This is a genomic window from Arenimonas maotaiensis, assembly GCF_014638745.1.
GTDB classification, from domain to species: Bacteria; Pseudomonadota; Gammaproteobacteria; order Xanthomonadales; family Xanthomonadaceae; genus Arenimonas; species Arenimonas maotaiensis.
In genome coordinates this window covers 388,417-406,996 of sequence record NZ_BMFO01000001.1, presented here as the reverse complement: position 1 = coordinate 406,996, position 18,580 = coordinate 388,417, and the positions used below count along the sequence as shown (strand labels likewise).

General features: G+C 67.5%; 18 protein-coding genes. 9 read left to right on the top strand and 9 right to left on the bottom strand.

Annotation, left to right across the window (positions count from 1 at the left end):
* Window positions 1–22: 22 nt before the first annotated feature.
* Entirely contained in the window at window positions 23–2,077 is a 2,055-nt protein-coding gene (locus IEV56_RS01955; RefSeq protein ID WP_229730162.1) for a M13 family metallopeptidase, read from the bottom strand.
* A gap of 316 nt (window positions 2,078–2,393) precedes the next feature.
* On the opposite strand from IEV56_RS01955, the gene serA reads away from it, so the two are divergent.
* Genes serA through IEV56_RS01925 form a run of 6 tightly spaced genes read left to right on the top strand, consistent with a single transcriptional unit; the run spans window position 2,394 to window position 9,105 of the window.
* Entirely contained in the window at window positions 2,394–3,956 is a 1,563-nt protein-coding gene (gene serA / locus IEV56_RS01950; protein WP_188447177.1) for a phosphoglycerate dehydrogenase, read from the top strand.
* A gap of 10 nt (window positions 3,957–3,966) precedes the next feature.
* Complete coding sequence (locus IEV56_RS01945) at window positions 3,967–4,611, top strand: histidine phosphatase family protein (RefSeq protein WP_188447175.1); 645 nt, start codon at window positions 3,967–3,969, stop codon at window positions 4,609–4,611.
* Window positions 4,608–5,858, top strand: a complete 1,251-nt coding sequence (gene folC, locus IEV56_RS01940; protein ID WP_188447173.1) for a bifunctional tetrahydrofolate synthase/dihydrofolate synthase — start codon at window positions 4,608–4,610, stop codon at window positions 5,856–5,858. Before IEV56_RS01945 ends, folC begins: the two co-directional genes overlap by 4 nt.
* Window positions 5,859–5,900: 42 nt before the next feature.
* Entirely contained in the window at window positions 5,901–6,809 is a 909-nt protein-coding gene (locus tag IEV56_RS10660; RefSeq protein ID WP_188447171.1) for an SPOR domain-containing protein, read from the top strand.
* A gap of 21 nt (window positions 6,810–6,830) precedes the next feature.
* Window positions 6,831–8,294 (top strand): amidophosphoribosyltransferase, encoded by a 1,464-nt coding sequence (gene purF / locus IEV56_RS01930; RefSeq protein WP_188447169.1) that lies wholly within the window; start codon window positions 6,831–6,833, stop codon window positions 8,292–8,294.
* Window positions 8,295–8,301: 7 nt separating this feature from the next.
* Complete coding sequence (locus tag IEV56_RS01925; protein WP_268235745.1) at window positions 8,302–9,105, top strand: ferritin-like domain-containing protein; 804 nt, start codon at window positions 8,302–8,304, stop codon at window positions 9,103–9,105.
* Here the strand turns inward: IEV56_RS01925 and lpxH are convergent.
* The 4 genes from lpxH to IEV56_RS01905 are packed head-to-tail and all read right to left on the bottom strand — an operon-like array spanning window position 9,083 to window position 11,410.
* Window positions 9,083–9,823 carry a UDP-2,3-diacylglucosamine diphosphatase gene (gene lpxH / locus IEV56_RS01920; RefSeq protein WP_188447167.1) on the bottom strand — a complete coding sequence of 247 codons (741 nt, stop codon included), beginning with the start codon at window positions 9,821–9,823 and terminating at the stop codon, window positions 9,083–9,085. The two genes, IEV56_RS01925 and lpxH, sit on opposite strands and share 23 nt — an antisense overlap.
* Entirely contained in the window at window positions 9,824–10,480 is a 657-nt protein-coding gene (locus tag IEV56_RS01915) for a peptidylprolyl isomerase (RefSeq protein ID WP_188447165.1), read from the bottom strand. It abuts the gene before it with no gap.
* Window positions 10,481–10,511: 31 nt separating this feature from the next.
* On the bottom strand, window positions 10,512–10,958 hold the full coding sequence (locus tag IEV56_RS01910; RefSeq protein ID WP_188447163.1) for a DUF3465 domain-containing protein: 447 nt from the start codon (window positions 10,956–10,958) through the stop codon (window positions 10,512–10,514).
* Window positions 10,955–11,410: a GNAT family N-acetyltransferase gene (locus IEV56_RS01905; protein ID WP_188447161.1), complete on the bottom strand. Its 456-nt coding sequence runs from the start codon at window positions 11,408–11,410 to the stop codon at window positions 10,955–10,957. Before IEV56_RS01905 ends, IEV56_RS01910 begins: the two co-directional genes overlap by 4 nt.
* A gap of 192 nt (window positions 11,411–11,602) precedes the next feature.
* On the opposite strand from IEV56_RS01905, the gene gltX reads away from it, so the two are divergent.
* A complete protein-coding gene (gene gltX, locus IEV56_RS01900) occupies window positions 11,603–13,012 on the top strand; it encodes a glutamate--tRNA ligase (RefSeq protein ID WP_188447158.1) in 1,410 nt (469 codons plus the stop codon).
* Window positions 13,009–13,509 carry a transcriptional repressor gene (locus IEV56_RS01895; RefSeq protein WP_188447156.1) on the top strand — a complete coding sequence of 167 codons (501 nt, stop codon included), beginning with the start codon at window positions 13,009–13,011 and terminating at the stop codon, window positions 13,507–13,509. Before gltX ends, IEV56_RS01895 begins: the two co-directional genes overlap by 4 nt.
* Window positions 13,510–13,543: 34 nt before the next feature.
* Here IEV56_RS01895 and IEV56_RS01890 read toward each other — a convergent pair whose 3' ends face one another.
* The 4 genes from IEV56_RS01890 to IEV56_RS01875 all read right to left on the bottom strand — a co-directional run bounded on the left by IEV56_RS01890 (window position 13,544) and on the right by IEV56_RS01875 (window position 18,027).
* Window positions 13,544–13,927, bottom strand: a complete 384-nt coding sequence (locus IEV56_RS01890; protein WP_188447154.1) for a DUF4870 domain-containing protein — start codon at window positions 13,925–13,927, stop codon at window positions 13,544–13,546.
* Window positions 13,928–13,993: 66 nt separating this feature from the next.
* Window positions 13,994–14,677: a glutathione S-transferase family protein gene (locus tag IEV56_RS01885; RefSeq protein ID WP_188447152.1), complete on the bottom strand. Its 684-nt coding sequence runs from the start codon at window positions 14,675–14,677 to the stop codon at window positions 13,994–13,996.
* Window positions 14,674–15,909 (bottom strand): threonine/serine exporter family protein, encoded by a 1,236-nt coding sequence (locus IEV56_RS01880; protein WP_188447150.1) that lies wholly within the window; start codon window positions 15,907–15,909, stop codon window positions 14,674–14,676. Before IEV56_RS01880 ends, IEV56_RS01885 begins: the two co-directional genes overlap by 4 nt.
* Before the next feature lie 48 nt (window positions 15,910–15,957).
* Window positions 15,958–18,027, bottom strand: a complete 2,070-nt coding sequence (locus tag IEV56_RS01875; protein ID WP_188447148.1) for a TonB-dependent receptor — start codon at window positions 18,025–18,027, stop codon at window positions 15,958–15,960.
* A gap of 96 nt (window positions 18,028–18,123) precedes the next feature.
* Between IEV56_RS01875 and IEV56_RS01870 the strand changes: the two genes are divergently transcribed.
* On the top strand, window positions 18,124–18,531 hold the full coding sequence (locus IEV56_RS01870) for a MerC domain-containing protein (protein ID WP_188447146.1): 408 nt from the start codon (window positions 18,124–18,126) through the stop codon (window positions 18,529–18,531).
* Window positions 18,532–18,580: the final 49 nt, after the last annotated feature.

Genomic DNA, 18,580 nt, shown 5'->3' with positions numbered 1-18,580 from the left:
TTCGTTACGGCCGCAGGCCCGATCACCAGATGGCGATCTTCTGCGCGCCGCTGCGCACCATCGGGTCGCCGGCCTTGCACTGGAACGCCGCCGCGAACGCGTCCATGTTGGACGGCGTGCCGTTGGCGCGGAACTTGGCCGGCGCGTGCGGATCGGTGACCAGACGCACGGCCAGCTCCTTCTCGGTGAAGTTGCGGCGCCAGACGGTCGCCCAGTTCATGAAGAAGCGCTGTTCCTGCGTATAGCCCTCGATCTCGGCCACTTTCTTGTCGGCCAGCTCGATGCGCAGCGCGTCCAGCGCCACGGTCAGGCCGCCGAGGTCGGCGATGTTCTCGCCCAGGGTCAGGTTGCCGTTGACCTTCTTGCCGGGCAGGGCTTCGTAGCCGTCGAACTGCGCGACCAGCTGGTTGGTCTTGGCCTTGAAGCCTTCGGCGTCGCTCGGCTGCCACCAGTTGGCGAAGCTGCCCTTGGCGTCGAAGCGCGAGCCTTGGTCGTCGTAGCCGTGCAGCATCTCGTGGCCGATGACGGCGCCGATGCCGCCGTAGTTCAACGCCGGGTCGGCCTTGGCGTCGAAGAACGGCGGTTGCAGGATGGCGGCCGGGAACACGATTTCGTTCATCAACGGGTTGTAGTAGGCGTTCACGGTCTGGGGTGTCATGCCCCAGTCCTTGCGGTCCTTGGGCTTGCCGATCTTGGCCATTTCATAGGCGTGGTTGAACTTGGCGGCGGCCAGGATGTTGCCGACGTAGCTGTCGCGGCCGGTGCTCAGGCCGGCCCAATCGCGCCATTTGTCCGGATAGCCGATCTTGGGCGTGAAGCTGGCCCATTTTTCGAGCGCCTTGGCGCGGGTTTCCGGAGTCATCCATTCCAGCTTCTCGAGGCGGGTCTTGAGCGCGGCCGACAGGTTGCCGACCAGCTTCTCCATCTGCGCCTTGCTCTCGGCCGGGAACGCGACCTCGACGTACAGCTGGCCGAGCGCTTCGCCGGCGCTGTCGTTGACGGTGTCGAGCACGCGCTTCCAACGCTCCTTCTGCTCCTGCTGGCCGCGCAGGGTCTTGCCGTAGAACGCGAAGTTCTGGTCGGCGAAGGCCTTGCTCAGGTACGGCGCCAGGCCGTCGATGGTGTGGAAGCGCAGGTAGGCCTGCCAGTCCGCCATCGGCACCGAGGCGAACATGCCGTCCAGGGTCTTGAAGAACGTCGGGTTCGACAGCGAGAACTGCGCCGGGCGTTTGATGCCGTTGGCGTCGAAGTAGGCGCCCCACTCGAAGGCCGGGGTGATCTTGTTGGCGGCGTCGATCGAGACCGGGTTGTAGTATTTGGAGACATCGCGCGACAGTTCCTCGTTCGAGTAGCTGACCTTGGCCAGCGCGGTTTCGATGGCCAGGATGGCGGCGGCCTGCTTGGCGGCGTCGGCGTCGGTGGCGCCAGCCAACTTCAGCGTGGCGGCGATATGCGCCTGATAGGCTTCGCGCTCGGCCTTGTGGGCGTCGCCGCTGTAGTAGGTCTTGTCCGGCAGACCCAGGCCGCCCGGTGCGGCGTAGGCGATGACTTGGCTGGAATCCTTGAAGTCGGATTCGCCGCCGAGGCCGAACAGGCTCATGCGGCCTTCGGCGGCGGTCTTGCGCAGGTAGGCCGGCAAGTCGGCCGGGGCTTTCAGCGCGGCGATTTCATCCAGGAACGGCTGGATCGGTTTGATGCCGGCGGCTTCGATCGCGGCCTCGTCCATGCCGGTGGCCCACAGGTCGCCGATCAGCTTATGCGTGCCTTTGGCATCCTTCATGCCGGCGGCGGCTTCCACGATCTGGCGCTGGGTGGCGAGCGAACGCTCGGCCAGCATCTCGAAGCTGCCCCAGCTGGTGCGGTCGCCCGGTACCGGATTGGCGGCCAGCCATTTGCCGTTGACGAACTGGTTCAGGTCGGTGCAGGCCGACACGCTGGTGTCGAGGTCGGCGACCGCGAACGCCGGCAACGGCGGCAGTTTGGCGAGGTCGATGCTCAGCTTCGCAGGTTCGGCCACGACGGCTTCTTCTTTCTTGCAGGCGGACAGGCCGAGCGCGATGGCGGCGCTCAAGGTCAGCAATTTCAGGGACTGGTTCACGAAACACTCCGGTAAAGGGGATGGCGGGCATAAAACACCATCGAGCATACGCTTTTTCCGCAGGCGACGGGATAGGCCGGAAGTCATGCCGGCTTGGCAAACCGGCCGCGATTTGCTAGGGTGAACGGGAAATCTGGTTCAGGACTCCCATGCGTATGACGCCCCGTCTCCTGGCCTCTGCGGTCGCCCCGTGCGATCGCCGTAGCCCGTATACATCGTTATTTTCTCTCCGACTCCACGCATGGGGTTCTGGCGCGCGGTTTCCCGCCTTGAATCTTCCCCACTTGGAGCTCCCATGAAAATCCTCGCCTGCGACGGCATCCATGCCGACGGTCTGACCCTGTTCGAACAAGCCGGTTTCTCGGTCGAAACCAGCGATCCCATCAAGGATGCGTCCGTGTTGGCCGAAAAACTGAAGGATTTCGACGCCGTGGTGGTGCGTTCGGCCACTTTGATCACGGCCGACGCGCTGAAGCAGGCCACGCATCTGAAGGTCATCGGCCGCGCCGGTGCCGGCGTCGACACCATCGACGTCGAGGCCGCCACCGCGCGCGGCATCGCGGTGATGAACGCGCCCGACGGCAACACCCTGGCCGCCGCCGAGCACGCGGTGTCGCTGCTGTTCTCGATGGCGCGCCATGTGCCCAAGGCCGACGCCGGCATGAAGGCCGGCGAGTGGCCGAAGAACGGCCTGACCGGTTTCGAGCTGGAAGGCAAGCGCTTGGGCGTGATCGGCCTGGGCCGCATCGGCGCCACCGTAGCGCGCAAGGCCGCCGGCATCGGCATGGATGTGGCCGCCTTCGATCCGTTCCTGCCGGCCGCGGCCTCCGGCCGTCTGAGCGTGCCGATGAAGACGCTGGACGAGCTGCTGGCCTGGGCCGACATCATCACCCTGCACATCCCGCGCACCAAGGACACCACCAACCTGATCGGCGAGGCGCAGATGCGGCGCATGCGCAAAGGCGCGTACCTGATCAACGCCGCCCGTGGCGGCTTGGTGGATGAAGCGGCCCTGCTCAAGCTGCTCGACGAAGGCCATCTGGCCGGCGCCGCGCTCGACACTTTTGTGACCGAACCGCTACCGAAGGACTCGCCGCTGCGCGCGCATCCGAAACTGATCCTGACGCCGCATCTGGGTGCCTCGACCTCGGAAGCGCAACAAGCGGTCAGCACCATACTGGCGCGCCAGATGATCGACTTCCTGAAGACCGGCGCTGTCGCCGGTTGCGTCAACCTGCCGCCGCTCAGCGCCGAGGCCGCCAAGGAAGTCGGTCCGTGGATTCCGCTGATGACCGAACTCGGCAAGTTGGCCAACCGGCTGGTGCCGGCCGCCAGCAAGCTGCACATCACCTATGCCGGCCGCACCGAGGCGCTCGATACCCGTCCGCTCAGCCGTCTGCTGGTGGCGGCGATGCTGGGTAGCGCCTCCGGCCGGGTCACGCCGGTCAACGCCTTGGGCGAAGCGGCCGTACGCGGTCTGGCGGTCTCGGAAACGCTCGGTGGCGATGGAGACGGTTTCGACCGCCTGCTGCGCATCGAAGTGGCGGGCGAGCAAGGCAGCAGGCGCATCGAAGCCACCTTGCACCGTGGCCCGCGCGTAGTGCGGCTGGACGGCGTCGAGCTCGACTTCGACCCCGGCGCGCATGTCCTGCTGATGAAGAACGAGGACAAGCCCGGCGTGATCGGCCTGCTCGGCTCGAACCTGGGCGCGGCCGGCATCAACATCGTGAACTTCTCGCTCGGCGCCACCGGCGACGGCCACGCGTTGGCGGCGATCACCGTCGACCGCGAGGTCTCGGCCACGCAGCTCTCGGGTCTGCGCACCATCCCGGGCATCGTGTCCCTGGACATGATTTGAGGCGCGCCCGATGAAGATCATCCTCGCCCGTCATGGTGAAACCCCGTGGAACGCCGCCGGCCGCTACCAGGGCCAGATCGACATCCCGCTCTCGGACGTCGGCCTGGCGCAGGCCGCCAAGCTCGGCGAACGCCTGCGCGACGTGCCGATCGCGCGCGCGGTCAGCTCGCAGTTGGCGCGTGCCAAGGCCACCGCCGAAGCGGCCTTGGGCGATGCGCGCAAGCAGATGCTGGCGATCGATCCGCGCCTGCAGGAAATCGCCCACGGCGAGTGGGAAGGGCTGCTGGCCGGCGAAATCGCCGCGCGCGACCCGGATACGTTCCGTGCCTGGCGCGAAGCGCCGCAGACCGTGCAGATGCCGGGCGGCGAGAACCTGCAGCAGGTGCTGGATCGGGCCTGGGACGGCTTCCGCGCCGCCTGCGAGGGACTCGGCGCCGACGACATCCTGCTGTTGGTGGCGCACGACGCCGTCAACCGCGTGTTGCTGTGCCGGATTCTCGGACTCGACCTGTCCCGCTTGTGGGCGTTCCGTCAGGCGCCGACCACGCTCAACCTGCTCGAAGGCGACTCGGTGGACAATCTGGCTGTGGTGCGTTTGAATGACTGCCAACACCACACGCCGCTGTTCGGTGAAGCCCTGCACCGCGCCCTGTGAACGAACGCACGCTCGAGCAATGGCTGGAATACCAGCTGCATACGCACCCCCAGGGCATCGCCATGGGCCTGGAGCGCGTGCGCGAGGTGGCGCGGCGCATGGATCTGCTGCACCTGCCGTGCCCGGTCATCACCGTGGCCGGCACCAACGGCAAGGGCTCGACCGTGGCCTTCATCGAGGCCATCGCCACCGCCTCGGGGTATAAGGTCGGCGCGTTCACCTCACCGCACTTCCTGCGCTACAACGAGCGTATCCGCATCGGCGGCGCGGAAGTTTCCGACGCCGATCTGGTGCGCGCATTCGAGGCCATCGAGCTGGCGCGGGCGGATATCCCGCTGACCTATTTCGAGTTCGGTACCTTGGCGGCGCTGGTGCTGTTCGCCGAAGCCGGCTTGGATCTGGCCGTGCTCGAGGTCGGCTTGGGCGGGCGTCTGGATGCGGTCAACATCCTCGATGCCGACGTCGCGGTGGTCACCACCGTCGACCTCGACCACCAGGCCTATCTGGGCGAAGACCGCGAGGCGATCGGTCTGGAGAAGGCCGGCATCCTGCGTCCGGGCAAGCCCTGCGTCCTGGGCGAGAAGGATCCGCCGTCCTCGGTGCTGCGCTACGCCTATGAAAACGGCGTCTATTGCGTGCGCGGCTTCAGCGATTACCTGATCGACCGCTTCGACGACCACTGGGTCTGGCGCGAGCCGGGCTTCAGCCTGGAACTGCCGTATCCGGGGCTAAAGGCGCCGGTACAGCTGCAGAACGCCGCCTGCGCCATCGCGGCCTTGCGTGCGTCGCCGCTGGATATCGCGGATGCGTCCTGGGCCGCCGGCGTGGCCGCGGCCACGATCACCGGCCGTCTGCAGCGTTGGCGCGAGTCGCCCGAGGTGGTGCTAGACGTCGCGCATAATCCGCAGTCGGTGGCGCAACTGGCGCAGTGGTTGGCCGCGCATCCGAAGCCGACTGTGGCGGTATTCAGCGCGCTGAAGGACAAGGACATCGCCGGCATGCTGGCGGCGATGGCGCCGCACATCGCGCATTGGCATGTCGGATGCCTGGCCGAGCCGGCCGATCGGGTGCCGGATGCGGTTGATTGGATGGCGGCATTATCCGCCAGCTTGCCGGAAACGGCCTTCAGCCTGCATGCCAGCGTGCCCGCGGCGTACGCGGCGGCCTTGGCTGAAAACCACGGCGAACGCATCCTGGTGTTCGGCTCCTTCCACACGCTGGAAGCGGTGATGCGGCTCCCGCGCTGAGGACGCTAGGGGTATAATTGGCGCTCCCACCGGGAGGGTTCCATGGAAGCACCGTTGAAGCAACGCCTGATCGGCGCCGTCGTTCTGGCCGCCTTGGCCCTGATTTTCGTGCCGATGCTGCTGAAAAGCCCCGACGTCAAGGATCCGGACAGCGCCGACGTGCCGCTGAGCATCCCCGACGAACCCGATGACGACGGCATCACCACCATCGATATTCCGCTCGATGCCCCGGCCGAACCCGCCAAGGCACCGACCGTTGCCGCATCCGTGCCGCAGACGGCGGTGACTGCCGCTGCGGCCCCTGATGCCGCTGCGCCGGTTGACGCAGGTCCGGCGCAAGCCGCCGGCCAGTATGCGCTGGTGCTCCCCGCCGCCGATGACGCCGGTGCCAAGACGCTGCTGGCGGCCGTGCGCAAAGCCGGTTTGAATGGCGTGGTGCAGGGCAATGGCCAACGCTTCCGTGTCCGGGTCGGCCCGTTCAACGCGCGTGAAAGCGCCGAGCAGGCCCGTCTGCGCCTGGCCGCCGCCGCCCCGGGCGGCCTCGTGGTGGCGATGGATGCCGCCGTCGCCTCGACGGCTGAATCGAATCCCGCCGCTCCGGCCGTCAAGCCGGCATTGCCCGCCGCTATGCCGACGCAGGCGGTTCCGGTCGCCGCGAAACCGGCCGAGACCAAGCCCATGCCGGCGCCGGCCAAATCCGAGCCGATGTCCGCGGCCAAGGGCTTCGCCGTGCAGATCGGCGCGCCGGCCAGCGAGCAGGCCGCCATCGGCCTGCGCGACAAGGCGCGCGCGGCCGGCTTCACCAGCTTCATCCAGCCGGTCGACACCGAGTCCGGACGCCGCTACCGCGTGCGCATCGGGCCGGAGGCCAGCCGCGAGTCGGCCGCCGCGCTGTTGGCGCGCGTCAAACAGAACACCGGCATCGACGGCATCGTCGTCGCCCATCCCTAAACCAGCAGGTCTGAACAGCGTATGTGCGGAATTCTCGGAATCGTCGGAACCACGGATGTCGCGGCATTGCTGTATGACGGCCTGACCGTGCTGCAGCACCGCGGCCAGGACGCGGCCGGCATCGCCACGGTCTCGGGCCGCCGCATCAATTTGCACAAGGGCAACGGCCTGGTCAGCGACGTGTTCGGCCCGCAGCAGATGGCGCTCCTGCGCGGCCGCGTCGGCATCGCGCATTGCCGCTACCCGACCGCCGGTTCCTCCGGCAGCGACGAGGCGCAGCCGTTCTACGCCAACGCCCCCTACGGCATCTCGCTGGCGCACAACGGCAATCTCACCAACACCGACACCCTGCGCCGGGAAGTGGTGGGCCAGGATCACCGCCACATCAACACCGAATCCGACTCCGAGGTGCTGCTGAACGTGCTGGCGCACGAGCTGCTGGAGCAGGGCGCGTTGACGCCCGACGCCGCGCTGAAGGCGGTCGAGGGCGTGCACCGGCGCGTGCGCGGCGGCTACTCGGTGGTCGCCACCGTGTTCGGCCTCGGCCTGCTGGCGTTCCGCGACCCGAACGGCATCCGTCCGCTGGTGCTGGGCAAGCGCGAGACCGAGGCCGGTGACGAATACGCCATCGCTTCGGAATCGGTCGCGCTCGACATCCTCGGTTTCGCCCGCCTGCGCGACGTGGCGCCGGGCGAGGCGGTGGTGGTCACCGACGACGGCCGGCTGTTCACGCACCAGGCCGCGCCGGGCCATCCGCACACCCCGTGCATCTTCGAATACGTGTACTTCGCGCGCCCCGACTCGATGATGGACGACATCTCGGTGCACAAGGCGCGCATGCGCATGGGCGTCAAGCTCGGCGAGAAGATCCTGCGCCTGCGGCCCGACCACGACATCGATACCGTGATCCCGATTCCCGACACCTCGCGCGACGCCGCGCTGGAGATCGCCAACCTGCTCGGGGTCAAGTACCGCGAGGGCTTCATCAAGAACCGCTACATCGGCCGCACCTTCATCATGCCCGGCCAGAGCCAGCGCGTGCGTTCGGTGAAGCGCAAGCTGAACCCGATTCCGCTCGAGTTCGAGAGCCGCGTGGTGCTGCTGGTCGACGACTCCATCGTGCGCGGCACCACCAGCCAGCAGATCGTGCAGATGGCGCGCGAAGCCGGCGCGCGCAAGGTCTACCTGGCTTCGGCGGCGCCGCCGGTGCGCTATCCGAACGTCTACGGCATCGACATGCCGGCCGCCTCCGAACTGGTCGCGCACGGCCGCAGCGAGGAAGAGATCCAGACGCTGCTGGGCTGCGATTGGCTGATCTACCAGGACATCCAAGACCTGGAAGAGGCGGTCGCCGGTCCGAAACGCAAAGTCGCGCGCTTCGATTCCTCCTGCTTCACCGGTGAATACGTCACCGGCATCGAAGCGGGCTATTTCGAGGCGCTCGAACGCGCCCGCAACGACGCCGCCAAAGCCAAGACGGCCTGAGTCCGCCGTGGCCGCCGAGTTACGCGCGTTGGCCTATGCCGCCCTGTGCGAGCGGGCGGTCGAGGCCAAACTGGCGGTGGTCGATGCGTTAGCCCATGCGTTGTCTGACGGCATTAAAGCCGATGCCGCGGCGGCATTCGCCGATATCGGCCATCCCGGCCGTCCGGGCAAGCCGCCGCTGGTTGAGCCGAAAGACCTGCCCAAGCGCGGCCTGGGCAGCGCCGAGGGCCGGGCCGCCCTGCTGCATGCCATCGCGCACATCGAATTCAACGCGATCAACCTGGCCTGCGACGCCGTGCAGCGCTTCGCCGGCATGCCGGACGCGTTCTACCGAGACTGGGCCGGCGTGGCGGTGGACGAGGCCCGCCATTTCCGTCTGCTATGCGCGCGCATGGCCGAGCTCGGCTGCGGATACGGCGACCATCCGGCCCATGACGGCCTGTGGGCGATGGCGGAAAAGACCCGGCACGATTGTCTGTCGCGCATGGCGTTGGTGCCGCGTCTGCTCGAGGCGCGTGGGCTGGACGTGACGCCGGGCATGATCGCGCGCCTGCGTCAGGTCGGCGACGAAGCCTCGGTGGCGGTGTTGGAGGTGATCCTGCGCGAGGAAGTGGCGCACGTCGCCATCGGCACGCGCTGGTTCCGGCACTCCTGCGCGCAGGCGGGCCGCGATCCGGAGCCGACCTTTCTGGCCTTGCTGGAATCGGTCGGCGGCGCGGCCCTGAGCGGGCCGTTCAATCTGGACGCCCGCAGCGAAGCCGGCTTTAGCGCATCCGAGATGCAGGCGATCAGCCGGCTGGCGCCGCGCTGAGCTCGAGCCTGCCGTTTTCGTCGCGCAGGCGCGATTCCTGCGTGTACCAGTCGCCGAGCACGATGCGTTCGGCCGGCATGCCGTCGATTTCCAGCGCGTGCCGGGCCGGACGGTGGGTATGGCCGTGGATCAGGCGTCGCACGCCGTAACGGCGCATCACCGAGACCACGTCCGCCGGCGTCACGTCGGTGATGGTTTCCAGCTGGCTGGTGTCCTTCAATCCCTGTTGCCGGATTTGGCTGGCTTGCCGCGCGCGTTCGGCGAAGGCGTGCCGCGCGGCCAGCGGCTGCGCCAGGAACGCCGACTGCCAGGCCGGATCGCGCACCTGGGCCCGGAACGCCAGATATTCGCTGTCCTGCGTGCACAGCAGGTCGCCGTGCATCAGTAGCGCCGGCTCGCCGGCGCAGGTGATCACCGCGAAGTCGGGCAGCAGCTGTGCGCCGATGCGCGCGGCGAAGGCGGGGCCGAGCAGGAAATCGCGGTTGCCGCGCTGCACGAACAGACGCGTACCGGCGGCACTGCATATCGCCAGCGCATCCTGCACGCTCTCCGCCAGCGCGCTGTCGTCGTCGTCGCCGATCCAGGCCTCGAACAAATCGCCCAGGATGTACAGCGCCTCGGCGCCGCGGCATTCGGCCGCCAGGAAGTCGAGGAACTGCGCGGTGGTCTGCGGTCGTCCGGCGTCCAGATGCAGGTCGGAAATGAACAGTCGGCTCACTCAGTCCTCGACGGTGACGCGGCGGATCACGATCGGCGCTTTCGGCACCTGCGCGCCGATGCCGGGGCGGCTTTCCACCGGCGTCTTGCGCAGGGCGTCGACCACCGCCATGCCCTCGACCACCTCGCCGAACACGGCATAGCCGCGGCTGGCGGCATCGGCGGCGGAGACGAAATCGAACTGCGGGTTGTCGACCACGTTGATGAAGAACTGGGCGCCGGCGGAATCGGCGTCGTTGGCGCGGCGGGCGGCGGCGACGGTGCCGCGCAGATTGCGCAGGCCGTTGTCGGATTCGCTGCGGATGAAGCCGCGTTCGGGCTTAATCCGGTAATCCGCGGTATAGGCGCCGCCTTGGATCAGCAGGTCACCGGCCACGCGGTGGAATACGGTGCCGTCGTAATGCCCGGTTTCGGCGTAGGCGCGGAAATTGCGCACGGTCTCCGGCGCCTTGTCGGCATGCAGCGCGATCACGATGTCGCCGGCGTCGGTGTGCAGCCGCGCTTTCGGATACTCGGCCAGGGCGGTTTCGTGGGCGGTGCGTTCGGCGTCCGGATCGATCGCCACCTCGCTGACCGAACGGCCGTCGTTTTTGCCGCCGCAGGCGCTCAGCGCCGCAGCCAGAGCCAATGTCGTCAGGAGTTTGGAGGGGGAATGCATGCGGCTAGTTTAACATCCGCGGCCGTCGGCATCATCGGTAACGGCGGCCCTGGTGCAGCAGCCAGCCGCCCGGGTGGCGGCCGTCCGGGTCGTGGTGGGTCCAGTGCACCACGCCGCCTTTGGCGTTCCACACGTATTCGCCCTTGAAGCCGACGCTGTCGCCGGGGCGCAGGCCGCCGATGCGCGGCGCCAAATCGATGTTGTGCGCCACCAGCACGGTATGGCCGGCGCCGGTGTCGAGCAGGAAGCGTTGATGGCGACTGCCCTCGACGTCGTCCGGAAGCAGTTTCACCACCCGGCCTTCGGCCTCGACCGGCACGTCGCGCAGACGGCGGCTATAGGCATCGGCGATGGCGGCATTGCCGGCGGCCGGCAGGGTGGCTGCGGAATCCGACGTGTCCGCCGGCAGCAGCGTGGGCTGCCGGCCGAACCAGAGCGCGGCGAGCAGCAGCAACGCGGCCAAAGCCGCTTTTTTCATCGCAGGGATTTGCCGTAAGTGAAGAAGCCGGTGTCGCGTTGCCAGCCTTGGGCTTCGTACAGCGATTGCGCGGCGGTGTTGTCGGTGGCGGTGGCCAGTTCGAGCGCGTCCAGTCCGAGTTTGCGCGCCAGGTCTTCGGCGGCCGACAGCAGGGCGCGGCCGGTGCCGCGCCCGCGCTCGGATTCGGCCACGAACAGGTCGTTGAGGATGGCGATGCGGCTGGTGCGGGTCGAGCTGAAACTGGGGTACAGCTGCGTGAAGCCGACCAGGGTTTCCCCGCGTTGCGCCACCAGGATCCAGGCGTCGTGCCGGTTCAGGCGCTCGCCGAGGAAGTCGCGGGCGCGCTCGAGGTCGGCGGGCTGCCCGTAGAAGCGGCGGTAGGCGTCGAACAGCGGTGCCAGTTCACCCAAATCAGAGGGTGAGGCCATGCGGATGCCGACCGGACGGTTCATGGGTGGATTGCCGATGCCGCGCCGTGCGGGCCTGAAGTCGGGTGCATGTGCCGTTCCGTGCCGATGGGAGATTTCCACACTATGCCATAAAGACCCGCGCCGCTGTGCGGCAACCAGCCGCAAACGTCTGTTTTTCCAGACGCCATCGGCCAAATCCGCTAAAATTACGGCAGTTTTCCGATAGGTTCCGCCATGACCGCCTGCCGTACCCGCTTCGCCCCCAGCCCCACCGGATTCCTGCACATCGGCGGCGCCCGCACCGCTCTTTATTGCTATCTCGAAGCCCGCCGCCGAAACGGCGCCTTCGTGCTGCGCATCGAGGACACCGACCGCGAGCGTTCGACCCAGGCTGCGGTGGACGCCATCCTGGACGCGATGGACTGGCTGGGCCTGGAGTACGACGAAGGTCCGATCTACCAGACCGCGCGCCTCGATCGTTACCGCGAGGTCGCCGAGCGCCTGGTGGCCGAGGGCAAGGCCTATTACGCCTATGAAACCAAGGACGAACTCGAGGCCATGCGCAACGAGGCGCTGGCCCGCAACGACAAGCCGCGCTACAACGGCGTGTACCGCGACGCCAACGCCCCGTACCGAGACGATCCGAACCGCGTGATCCGATTCAAGAATCCGCTCGAGGGCACGGTGGCCTGGGACGACAGCATCAAGGGTCGCATCGAGTTCAGCAACACCGAGCTCGACGACCTGGTGATATTCCGCTCCGACGGCTACGCCACCTACAACTTCGCGGTGGTGGTGGACGACCTCGACATGGGCATCACCGACGTCATTCGCGGCGACGACCACGTCAACAACACGCCGCGCCAGATCAACATCTACAAGGCGCTCGGCGATTTCCTGCCGCGCTTCGGGCATATGCCGATGATCCTCGATCCCGAGGGCGCCAAGCTGTCCAAGCGCCACGGCGCCGCCAACGTGATGCAGTACCGCGACGACGGCTACCTGCCGCACGCGCTGCTGAACTACCTGGTGCGGCTGGGCTGGTCGCACGGCGACCAGGAGATCTTCAGCAAGGACGAGATGTTCGCGCTGTTCCGCATCGAGGACGTCAACTCCAAGGCTTCGCGCCTGGATCCGGCCAAGCTGAACTGGATCAACCAGCATTACCTGAAGACCGACGCGCCGCAGGACGTGGCCAAGCATCTGGTCTGGCATCTGCAAAAAGCCGGCTATGACCTGGCCGACGGCCCCGAGCCGGCCGACGTGGTGGTGGCGCTGCGCGACCGCGTGCAGACCCTGAAGGAAATGGCCGAGAAGGCGCGTTGCTGGTACATGCCGCTGACCGACGCCGACATCGACCCGGTCGCCGCGGCCAAGCAGCTGACCGCCACCGTGCGCGCGCCGCTGTCGCTATTCACCGCCAAGCTGCGGGCCTTGCCGGAGTGGACATTGGCCGGCGTGCACCAGGCTTTCGCCGACACCCTGGCCGAGCTCGAGCTGGCCATGGGCAAGGTCGGTCCGGCCATCCGCGTGGCGGTCACCGGCAGCACCGCCTCGCCCTCGATCGACCACACGGTGTTCCTGTGCGGTCGCGAACGTGCCTTGCAGCGGCTGGATGCGGCGTTGGAGAAACTGCCGCAATGAGCCATGCCGGCCACGGCTGCACGCATCCGCACCATCATGTGCATGATGCCGAGGCCTATGTCGTGGCGGTCAAGGCCGCCTGCGCGGCCCGCGGCCTGCGGCTGACGCCGATCCGCGAACAGGTGCTGGGTCTTATCGCGCGTAGCGGCAAGCCGGTGAAGGCCTACGACCTGCTCGAGCGCATGCAGTCCGAGGTCGGCGCCAACGCGCCGCCGACCGTGTACCGCGCGCTCGATTTCCTGCTGGCCAACGGCTTCATCCATAAATTGGCGTCGATCAACGCCTTCGTGGCCTGCCATCATCCGAGTGTGCGGCACACCGTGCCGTTCCTCATCTGCGATGTCTGCCACAACGCCATCGAGCTCGAGGACGAATCGGTCGCCCGCGACCTAGACGCCAAGGCCCAGGCGCTCGGCTTCTCGCCGCGGGCGCAGGTGCTGGAAGTGCATGGCGTATGCCGCGATTGCGCGGCGGCGGCCGAAAAAAACGCCGGCTGACAAGCCGGCGTTCGCGTATTCGGGCCTTTGCGGTTCAGCTCAACAGGCGCATGGTCACCGGATAGCGGTAGTCGCGGCCGTCGAAGCCGGCCATCGCGCCCTGTACCGTGCACCAGATCCAGACCACCGCCAACACCACCGCGATCGGAACGGTCACGATCAGCCCCAGGCCGAGCGTCACCAGGCTGAAGAATACCCCGACCAGGGTGTAGATGAACATGCTGAAATTGAAGTTGAAGGCCTCCGCCGCATGCCGGCGGATGAAAGCCGATTCATCCTTCTTGATCAGCCAGACCACGAACGCGGCGACCATGCCGCCGACGCCGGCCGACCAGGACGTGACCAAGGCCAGCACCAGTGCGCCGACGTGCACGCCACCGGCCCATTTGCCGTCTTGCGCGGAATTCAGGTTGTCCATGGCATTCTCCTCGGGTGTGTGGCCTTTAAGGTAGCGCGGATCTCGCCCGTGCGCATGGGCCATCGGTCACAAGCGCAGATCGGCCAACAGCTCGGCCTGCTGCAGGGTCTCGCGTTCGTGCTCGGCTTCGCGCCAGGGTTCGCGCAGCGCCGCTTGGTACCAGTCCCGCATGCCGGGTAAGGCCAGCAGGCGCGTGGCGTAGTCCTGCGCCGGCGCGCTCAGCGGCAGGCCGTAGGTCTGCACCCGGAACGCCACCGGCGCGTAGAAGGCGTCCACAGCGCTGAACGCCGCACCGGCCAGGAACGGACCGCCGAAGCGTTGCAAGCCGTCGCACCAGAGTTCGTCTATGCGCGTCAGGTCGGACAGCATCGCCGCCGGCGGTGTGTGCAGGCGCAGACGCAGGCCGCAGTTCATCGGGCAGACGTTGCGCAGGGCGGCGAAGCCCGAGTGCATCTCGGCCGCGGCCGAACGCGCCCAGGCGCGCGCGCCGGCATCCGCCGGCCACACGCCGGGATGGCGTTCGGCGAGGTACTCGATGATCGCCAGCGAATCCCAGACCACGATATCGCCGTCGTGCAGGCACGGCACGCGCGCGTTCGGGGCGACCGCCTTGAAGCGCCCGTGGTTGTCGGCCTCGAACGGCAGCAGCACCTCATCGAAGCCGATGCCGCGTTCGCGCAGCAGCAGCCAAGGGCGCAGCGACCAGGACGAATAGTTCTTGTTGCCGATGTACAGGGTATACGCGCTCATGCCGATTCCTCCTCGAGTTCGGACCGGGCGCCGCGCGCGAACCGCGACAGCGCCAGGCTGTTGGCCAACAGGGTGCCGATCACCAGCGCGACGCCGGTGACCGCCATGCTGGTGATGGTGCTGATGCCGGCCAGGTTGTCCTGTTCCATCAGCGCGTGCAGGCCTCTGAAACCGACGCTGCCGGGCACCAGGGTGATCAGGCCGGGAATCTGCACCAGGATGCCCGGTTCGCCGCTGAAGCGCTGGTACAGATGGCCGGCCAGAGCCACGCTGAAGGCGGCGGTGAACGCGCCGGCGACCGGCGTCAGCCAAGCGCCGACGCTGCTGCTGACTGCGAACGCCAGCAGACAGGCGCCCATCATCACGTGCAGGGCGCGCAACGGGGCCTGCAGGAACACCATCAACGTGGCGCCGAGCAGGGCGATGGCCGGCCATAGCGTCCAGTCCGGCAACTTCTCCAGGCCCGGCAGCAGACGCACCGGCAGCCATTCGGTGCCGAGCGTGGTGCCGATGGCGACGCCGGCGCCCATCAGCAGCATCAGGATGAACGCGCCGGCCAAGCGTCCGGTGCCGGCCAGCAGGTTGCCGGTGGCCAATTCGGTCATCGCGATGGTGATGGTGAAGCCCGGCAACAGCAATACGATGCTGGCCAGGATCACCACGAACGGCGAGGTCACCGGCACGATGAGCGTGAACGCATACGCCAATAAGGCCGCCAGAGCGCACAGCAGCACCGGCATCACCGGCGCCAAGCCCGGACGCGCGGCCAGATACACATATGCCAGCACGAACAGCAGGCCGTTGAGCCCGGCCACCGCCATTTCCGGCAGGCCGCCGCCGAGCAGCACGGCGATGCCGGCCGACAGCGCCAGCCCGCTCAGCACCATCTGCCAGGGCTTCCATGGCGAGGGCTGGGCCATGATCGCGCCGAGCGTGGCGACGGCTTCGGGCAGTTGATCCAAAGAGCTCAGCCGGCGCACCATGTCTTTCAGCGCGATCAAACGCGCCATGTTGAAGTCGTAGTTCGGCAGCCGCAGCAGTTTGCTGCGTTGCGCCCGGTCGTCGTCTTCCAATGTGATGGTCAGCATGGTCGGCAGCGCGAAGCAGTGCGCTTCGACCCCGAAGCGCCGGCCCAGGGCATGGATGTGCCGTTCCAGCTCATGCGCGTTGGCGCCGCTGACGTGCATGGCCTGCGCCAAATCGGCGAGGAAGTTGATCAGGCGCTCGGTCATGCCGGCATTATCGCACAAGCCCGTCACGTGACAGCGCACCTGTCGGGTTTAGAAAAACACGCGGAAACCGGCTTGCAGCGAGCGGCCGGGCAGGGGCGCGATTTCCTTCAGGAACGAGGTGTGCGCCCGGGCCTCGGCGTCGGTCAGGTTGCGGCCTTCCAGGAATACTTCATAGCCGGTGTCGCCTTGGTCCCAATGATAGGTCACGTTGGCGTTGATCGATGTGTAACCCGAGGTCGGCTCTTCGCCGGCCGCCACATCGGTCTGGGCGCTGACGCGCATGCCGCCCAGGCGGGCGCTCCAGCCCTGGCGTTCCCACAGCAGTTCGGCGCCGACTCGCGCCGGCGCGATGCGCGGCAGGTTCGAGCCGTCGTCGAGTTCGGCGCTGACGCGGTCGGCGTTGGCGCGCAGGCTCCACAGGCCGCTGGCGTTCTCGACCAGATCCATCGTGACCTCGGCCTCCCAACCGCGGAATTCGGCGTCGCCCTGGCTCCAGCGCGCCGCCGGCAGGCCATCGAGCTCGCCGCCGATGCCGCGCAGATAGATGTAGCCGTCATAGCGGTTGCGGTACAGCGACAGCTTGCCGTCGATGCGGCCGCTGTGCAGGTGCAGGCCGAGTTCGACGTTGCGGGCGGTTTCGGTGTCGAGTGCGGCATCGCCGATTTCATAGGTGCCGGTGGCCACATGCGGGCCGTCGGATAGCAGTTCCTCCGGCGTCGGCGCGCGCTGGGCGCGGTCGAGGTTGAGGCTCAGATGCCAGGCTTCGCCGAGCTTCCAGATGCCGCCGAGCGCGACGCTGTTGGCGCCGAACGAACGTTCCGGCGCGACATCGGACGCGATGCGGACGCGGTCATGGCGGGCGCCGAGCTCCAGCTTGAACGGGCCGAACGCGCGTTCCTGCAGCGCGAACAGGCCGGTGTCGCGCGAGCGCGACGCCGGCACGAAGGCCTCGTCGCCCTCGGCCCGGAAATCGCGGGTGCCGTATTGGATGCCGAACGCGCCGTCCCAGCCGCGCCAGGTGTTCTGCACGGCCTCGATGCGGGTTTCCCGCGCGCGGTTGTCGAAGCGGGTGCCGACGGCGCCGCCCTCGAATTCGGTATGGGTGTAGGTGTTGTTGCTGAAGCGCAGGTTGATTTCGCGGAAGGCGCCGACCTCGCGTACGCCGCCTTTCACATCGAAGCGGTTCTGGCGCAGACCGATGCGCACGAACTCGTCGGCGGCGGCTTCCGGCAGCAGCGCGTCGGGCGCGGCTTCGTGCGCGTGCGCGCCCGGCGGAATGCCGTAATCGGATTCGTAGCGGCTGAGCGCGGCGCCCAACCAGCCGCGGTCGCCGAACCAGCTCAGCCCGGCGGCGGCACCCTGGGTTTCTAGCGCGGAGTTCGGCACTTTGCCTTTGACGAACTCGTCCAGGCTGCCGCCTGCGGCCAGATCTTCCTCGATCAGGTGCTCATGGAAGGCGTAGCCGGGAATGGCGTAATCGCCGGTGTCGCGGCGGAAGCCGTCCAGATGCCAGCTCAGGCCGGTACCGGCGATGTCGCCGTCCAGACGCAGGGCGCCGGTCTTGCCGTTGTCGTTGTCGCCGAAGCGCGCTTCGGCACGGCCTTTCAGCGCCGCACCGACCGGCTCGGCCGGAATCCGGCCATCGACCACATTGACCGCGCCGGCGATGGCACCGGAACCGTACAGCAGCACGGCCGGACCGCGCAGCACTTCGATCTGGTCGGCCAAAAACGGCTCGATGCTGACTGCGTGGTCGGCGCTGACGGTGGACACATCGGCCGAGCTCATGCCGCCGCTCAGGGTCTGCACGCGCGCGCCTTCCTGGCCGCGGATGATCGGGCGGCCGACGCCGGCGCCGAAGAAGCTCGATTGCACGCCGGCTTCGCGTTCCAGCGTTTGGCCCAAGGTGCCGGCTTTGCGGGCATCCAGTTCCGTGCCGGCCAGCACCGAAATCGGCCGCGCCACGTCATCGATGGCGCTGCGCAGCGGCGAGGCGGTGACCTGCACGCGGTCCAGTTCCTTGGCCTCCGGGTGCGGGTGCTCGTCGGCGTTCTGGGCCAGTGCCAAGGCGGGCGTCAGCAGCGTGGTGATGGCGAGGGCAAGCGGCAGTCTGTTCATGGTCGGGTGTTTCCTGCGGGCAATGGTGTTATTGTGTAACAGTTCGAAAAAAATGTTACTATGTAACGATACGGTTTGACAAGGCCTCCGCCCGCCATGCGTTTCCAGCGTTTCCTCGACCAATTCGGCACCACCGCGTCCATGGTCTGCGCCGTGCACTGCGCGCTGCTGCCAGTGCTGATTTCGGTATTGCCGGCGTTGGGCTTGGGCGTGCTGGCCATGAACGGCCTGGAATGGGGCTTCGTGGTGTTCGCCACGCTGCTCGGCCTGTTCAGCCTGTGGCTAGGCTACCGCCGGCACCGCGTGTACCGCGCGTTGGCGTTCCTGGTGCCCGGTCTGGGTCTGGTCTGGCTCGGTGTGCTGGTGCCGCAGATCCACCTGCAACCGCTGCGGCACGCGGTGGTGATGACCGCCGGCGGCATCCTGATCGCCATCGCGCATCTGGTCAATCTGCGCCTCAGCCACGGCCACGTGCACGACGCCAATTGCCGCCACGGACACTGAATACTTGGTTCAGACCGCCCGTGGTGGTAATCTATGGGCCTTAACTTCC

Excerpts from the sequence above, each read along its gene's own strand:
- gltX (WP_188447158.1), top strand. The coding sequence starts at position 11,603 with ATGACCGCCTGCCGTACCCGCTTCGCCCCCAGCCCCACCGGATTCCTG.
- IEV56_RS01880 (WP_188447150.1), bottom strand. The coding sequence starts at position 15,909 with ATGACCGAGCGCCTGATCAACTTCCTCGCCGATTTGGCGCAGGCCATG.
- IEV56_RS01945 (WP_188447175.1), top strand. The coding sequence starts at position 3,967 with ATGAAGATCATCCTCGCCCGTCATGGTGAAACCCCGTGGAACGCCGCC.
- IEV56_RS01910 (WP_188447163.1), bottom strand. The coding sequence starts at position 10,958 with ATGAAAAAAGCGGCTTTGGCCGCGTTGCTGCTGCTCGCCGCGCTCTGG.
- IEV56_RS01875 (WP_188447148.1), bottom strand. The coding sequence starts at position 18,027 with ATGAACAGACTGCCGCTTGCCCTCGCCATCACCACGCTGCTGACGCCC.
- IEV56_RS01885 (WP_188447152.1), bottom strand. The coding sequence starts at position 14,677 with ATGAGCGCGTATACCCTGTACATCGGCAACAAGAACTATTCGTCCTGG.
- purF (WP_188447169.1), top strand. The coding sequence starts at position 6,831 with ATGTGCGGAATTCTCGGAATCGTCGGAACCACGGATGTCGCGGCATTG.
- IEV56_RS01905 (WP_188447161.1), bottom strand. The coding sequence starts at position 11,410 with ATGAACCGTCCGGTCGGCATCCGCATGGCCTCACCCTCTGATTTGGGT.
- IEV56_RS01915 (WP_188447165.1), bottom strand. The coding sequence starts at position 10,480 with ATGCATTCCCCCTCCAAACTCCTGACGACATTGGCTCTGGCTGCGGCG.
- IEV56_RS01895 (WP_188447156.1), top strand. The coding sequence starts at position 13,009 with ATGAGCCATGCCGGCCACGGCTGCACGCATCCGCACCATCATGTGCAT.
- IEV56_RS10660 (WP_188447171.1), top strand. The coding sequence starts at position 5,901 with ATGGAAGCACCGTTGAAGCAACGCCTGATCGGCGCCGTCGTTCTGGCC.
- IEV56_RS01890 (WP_188447154.1), bottom strand. The coding sequence starts at position 13,927 with ATGGACAACCTGAATTCCGCGCAAGACGGCAAATGGGCCGGTGGCGTG.
- serA (WP_188447177.1), top strand. The coding sequence starts at position 2,394 with ATGAAAATCCTCGCCTGCGACGGCATCCATGCCGACGGTCTGACCCTG.
- IEV56_RS01870 (WP_188447146.1), top strand. The coding sequence starts at position 18,124 with ATGCGTTTCCAGCGTTTCCTCGACCAATTCGGCACCACCGCGTCCATG.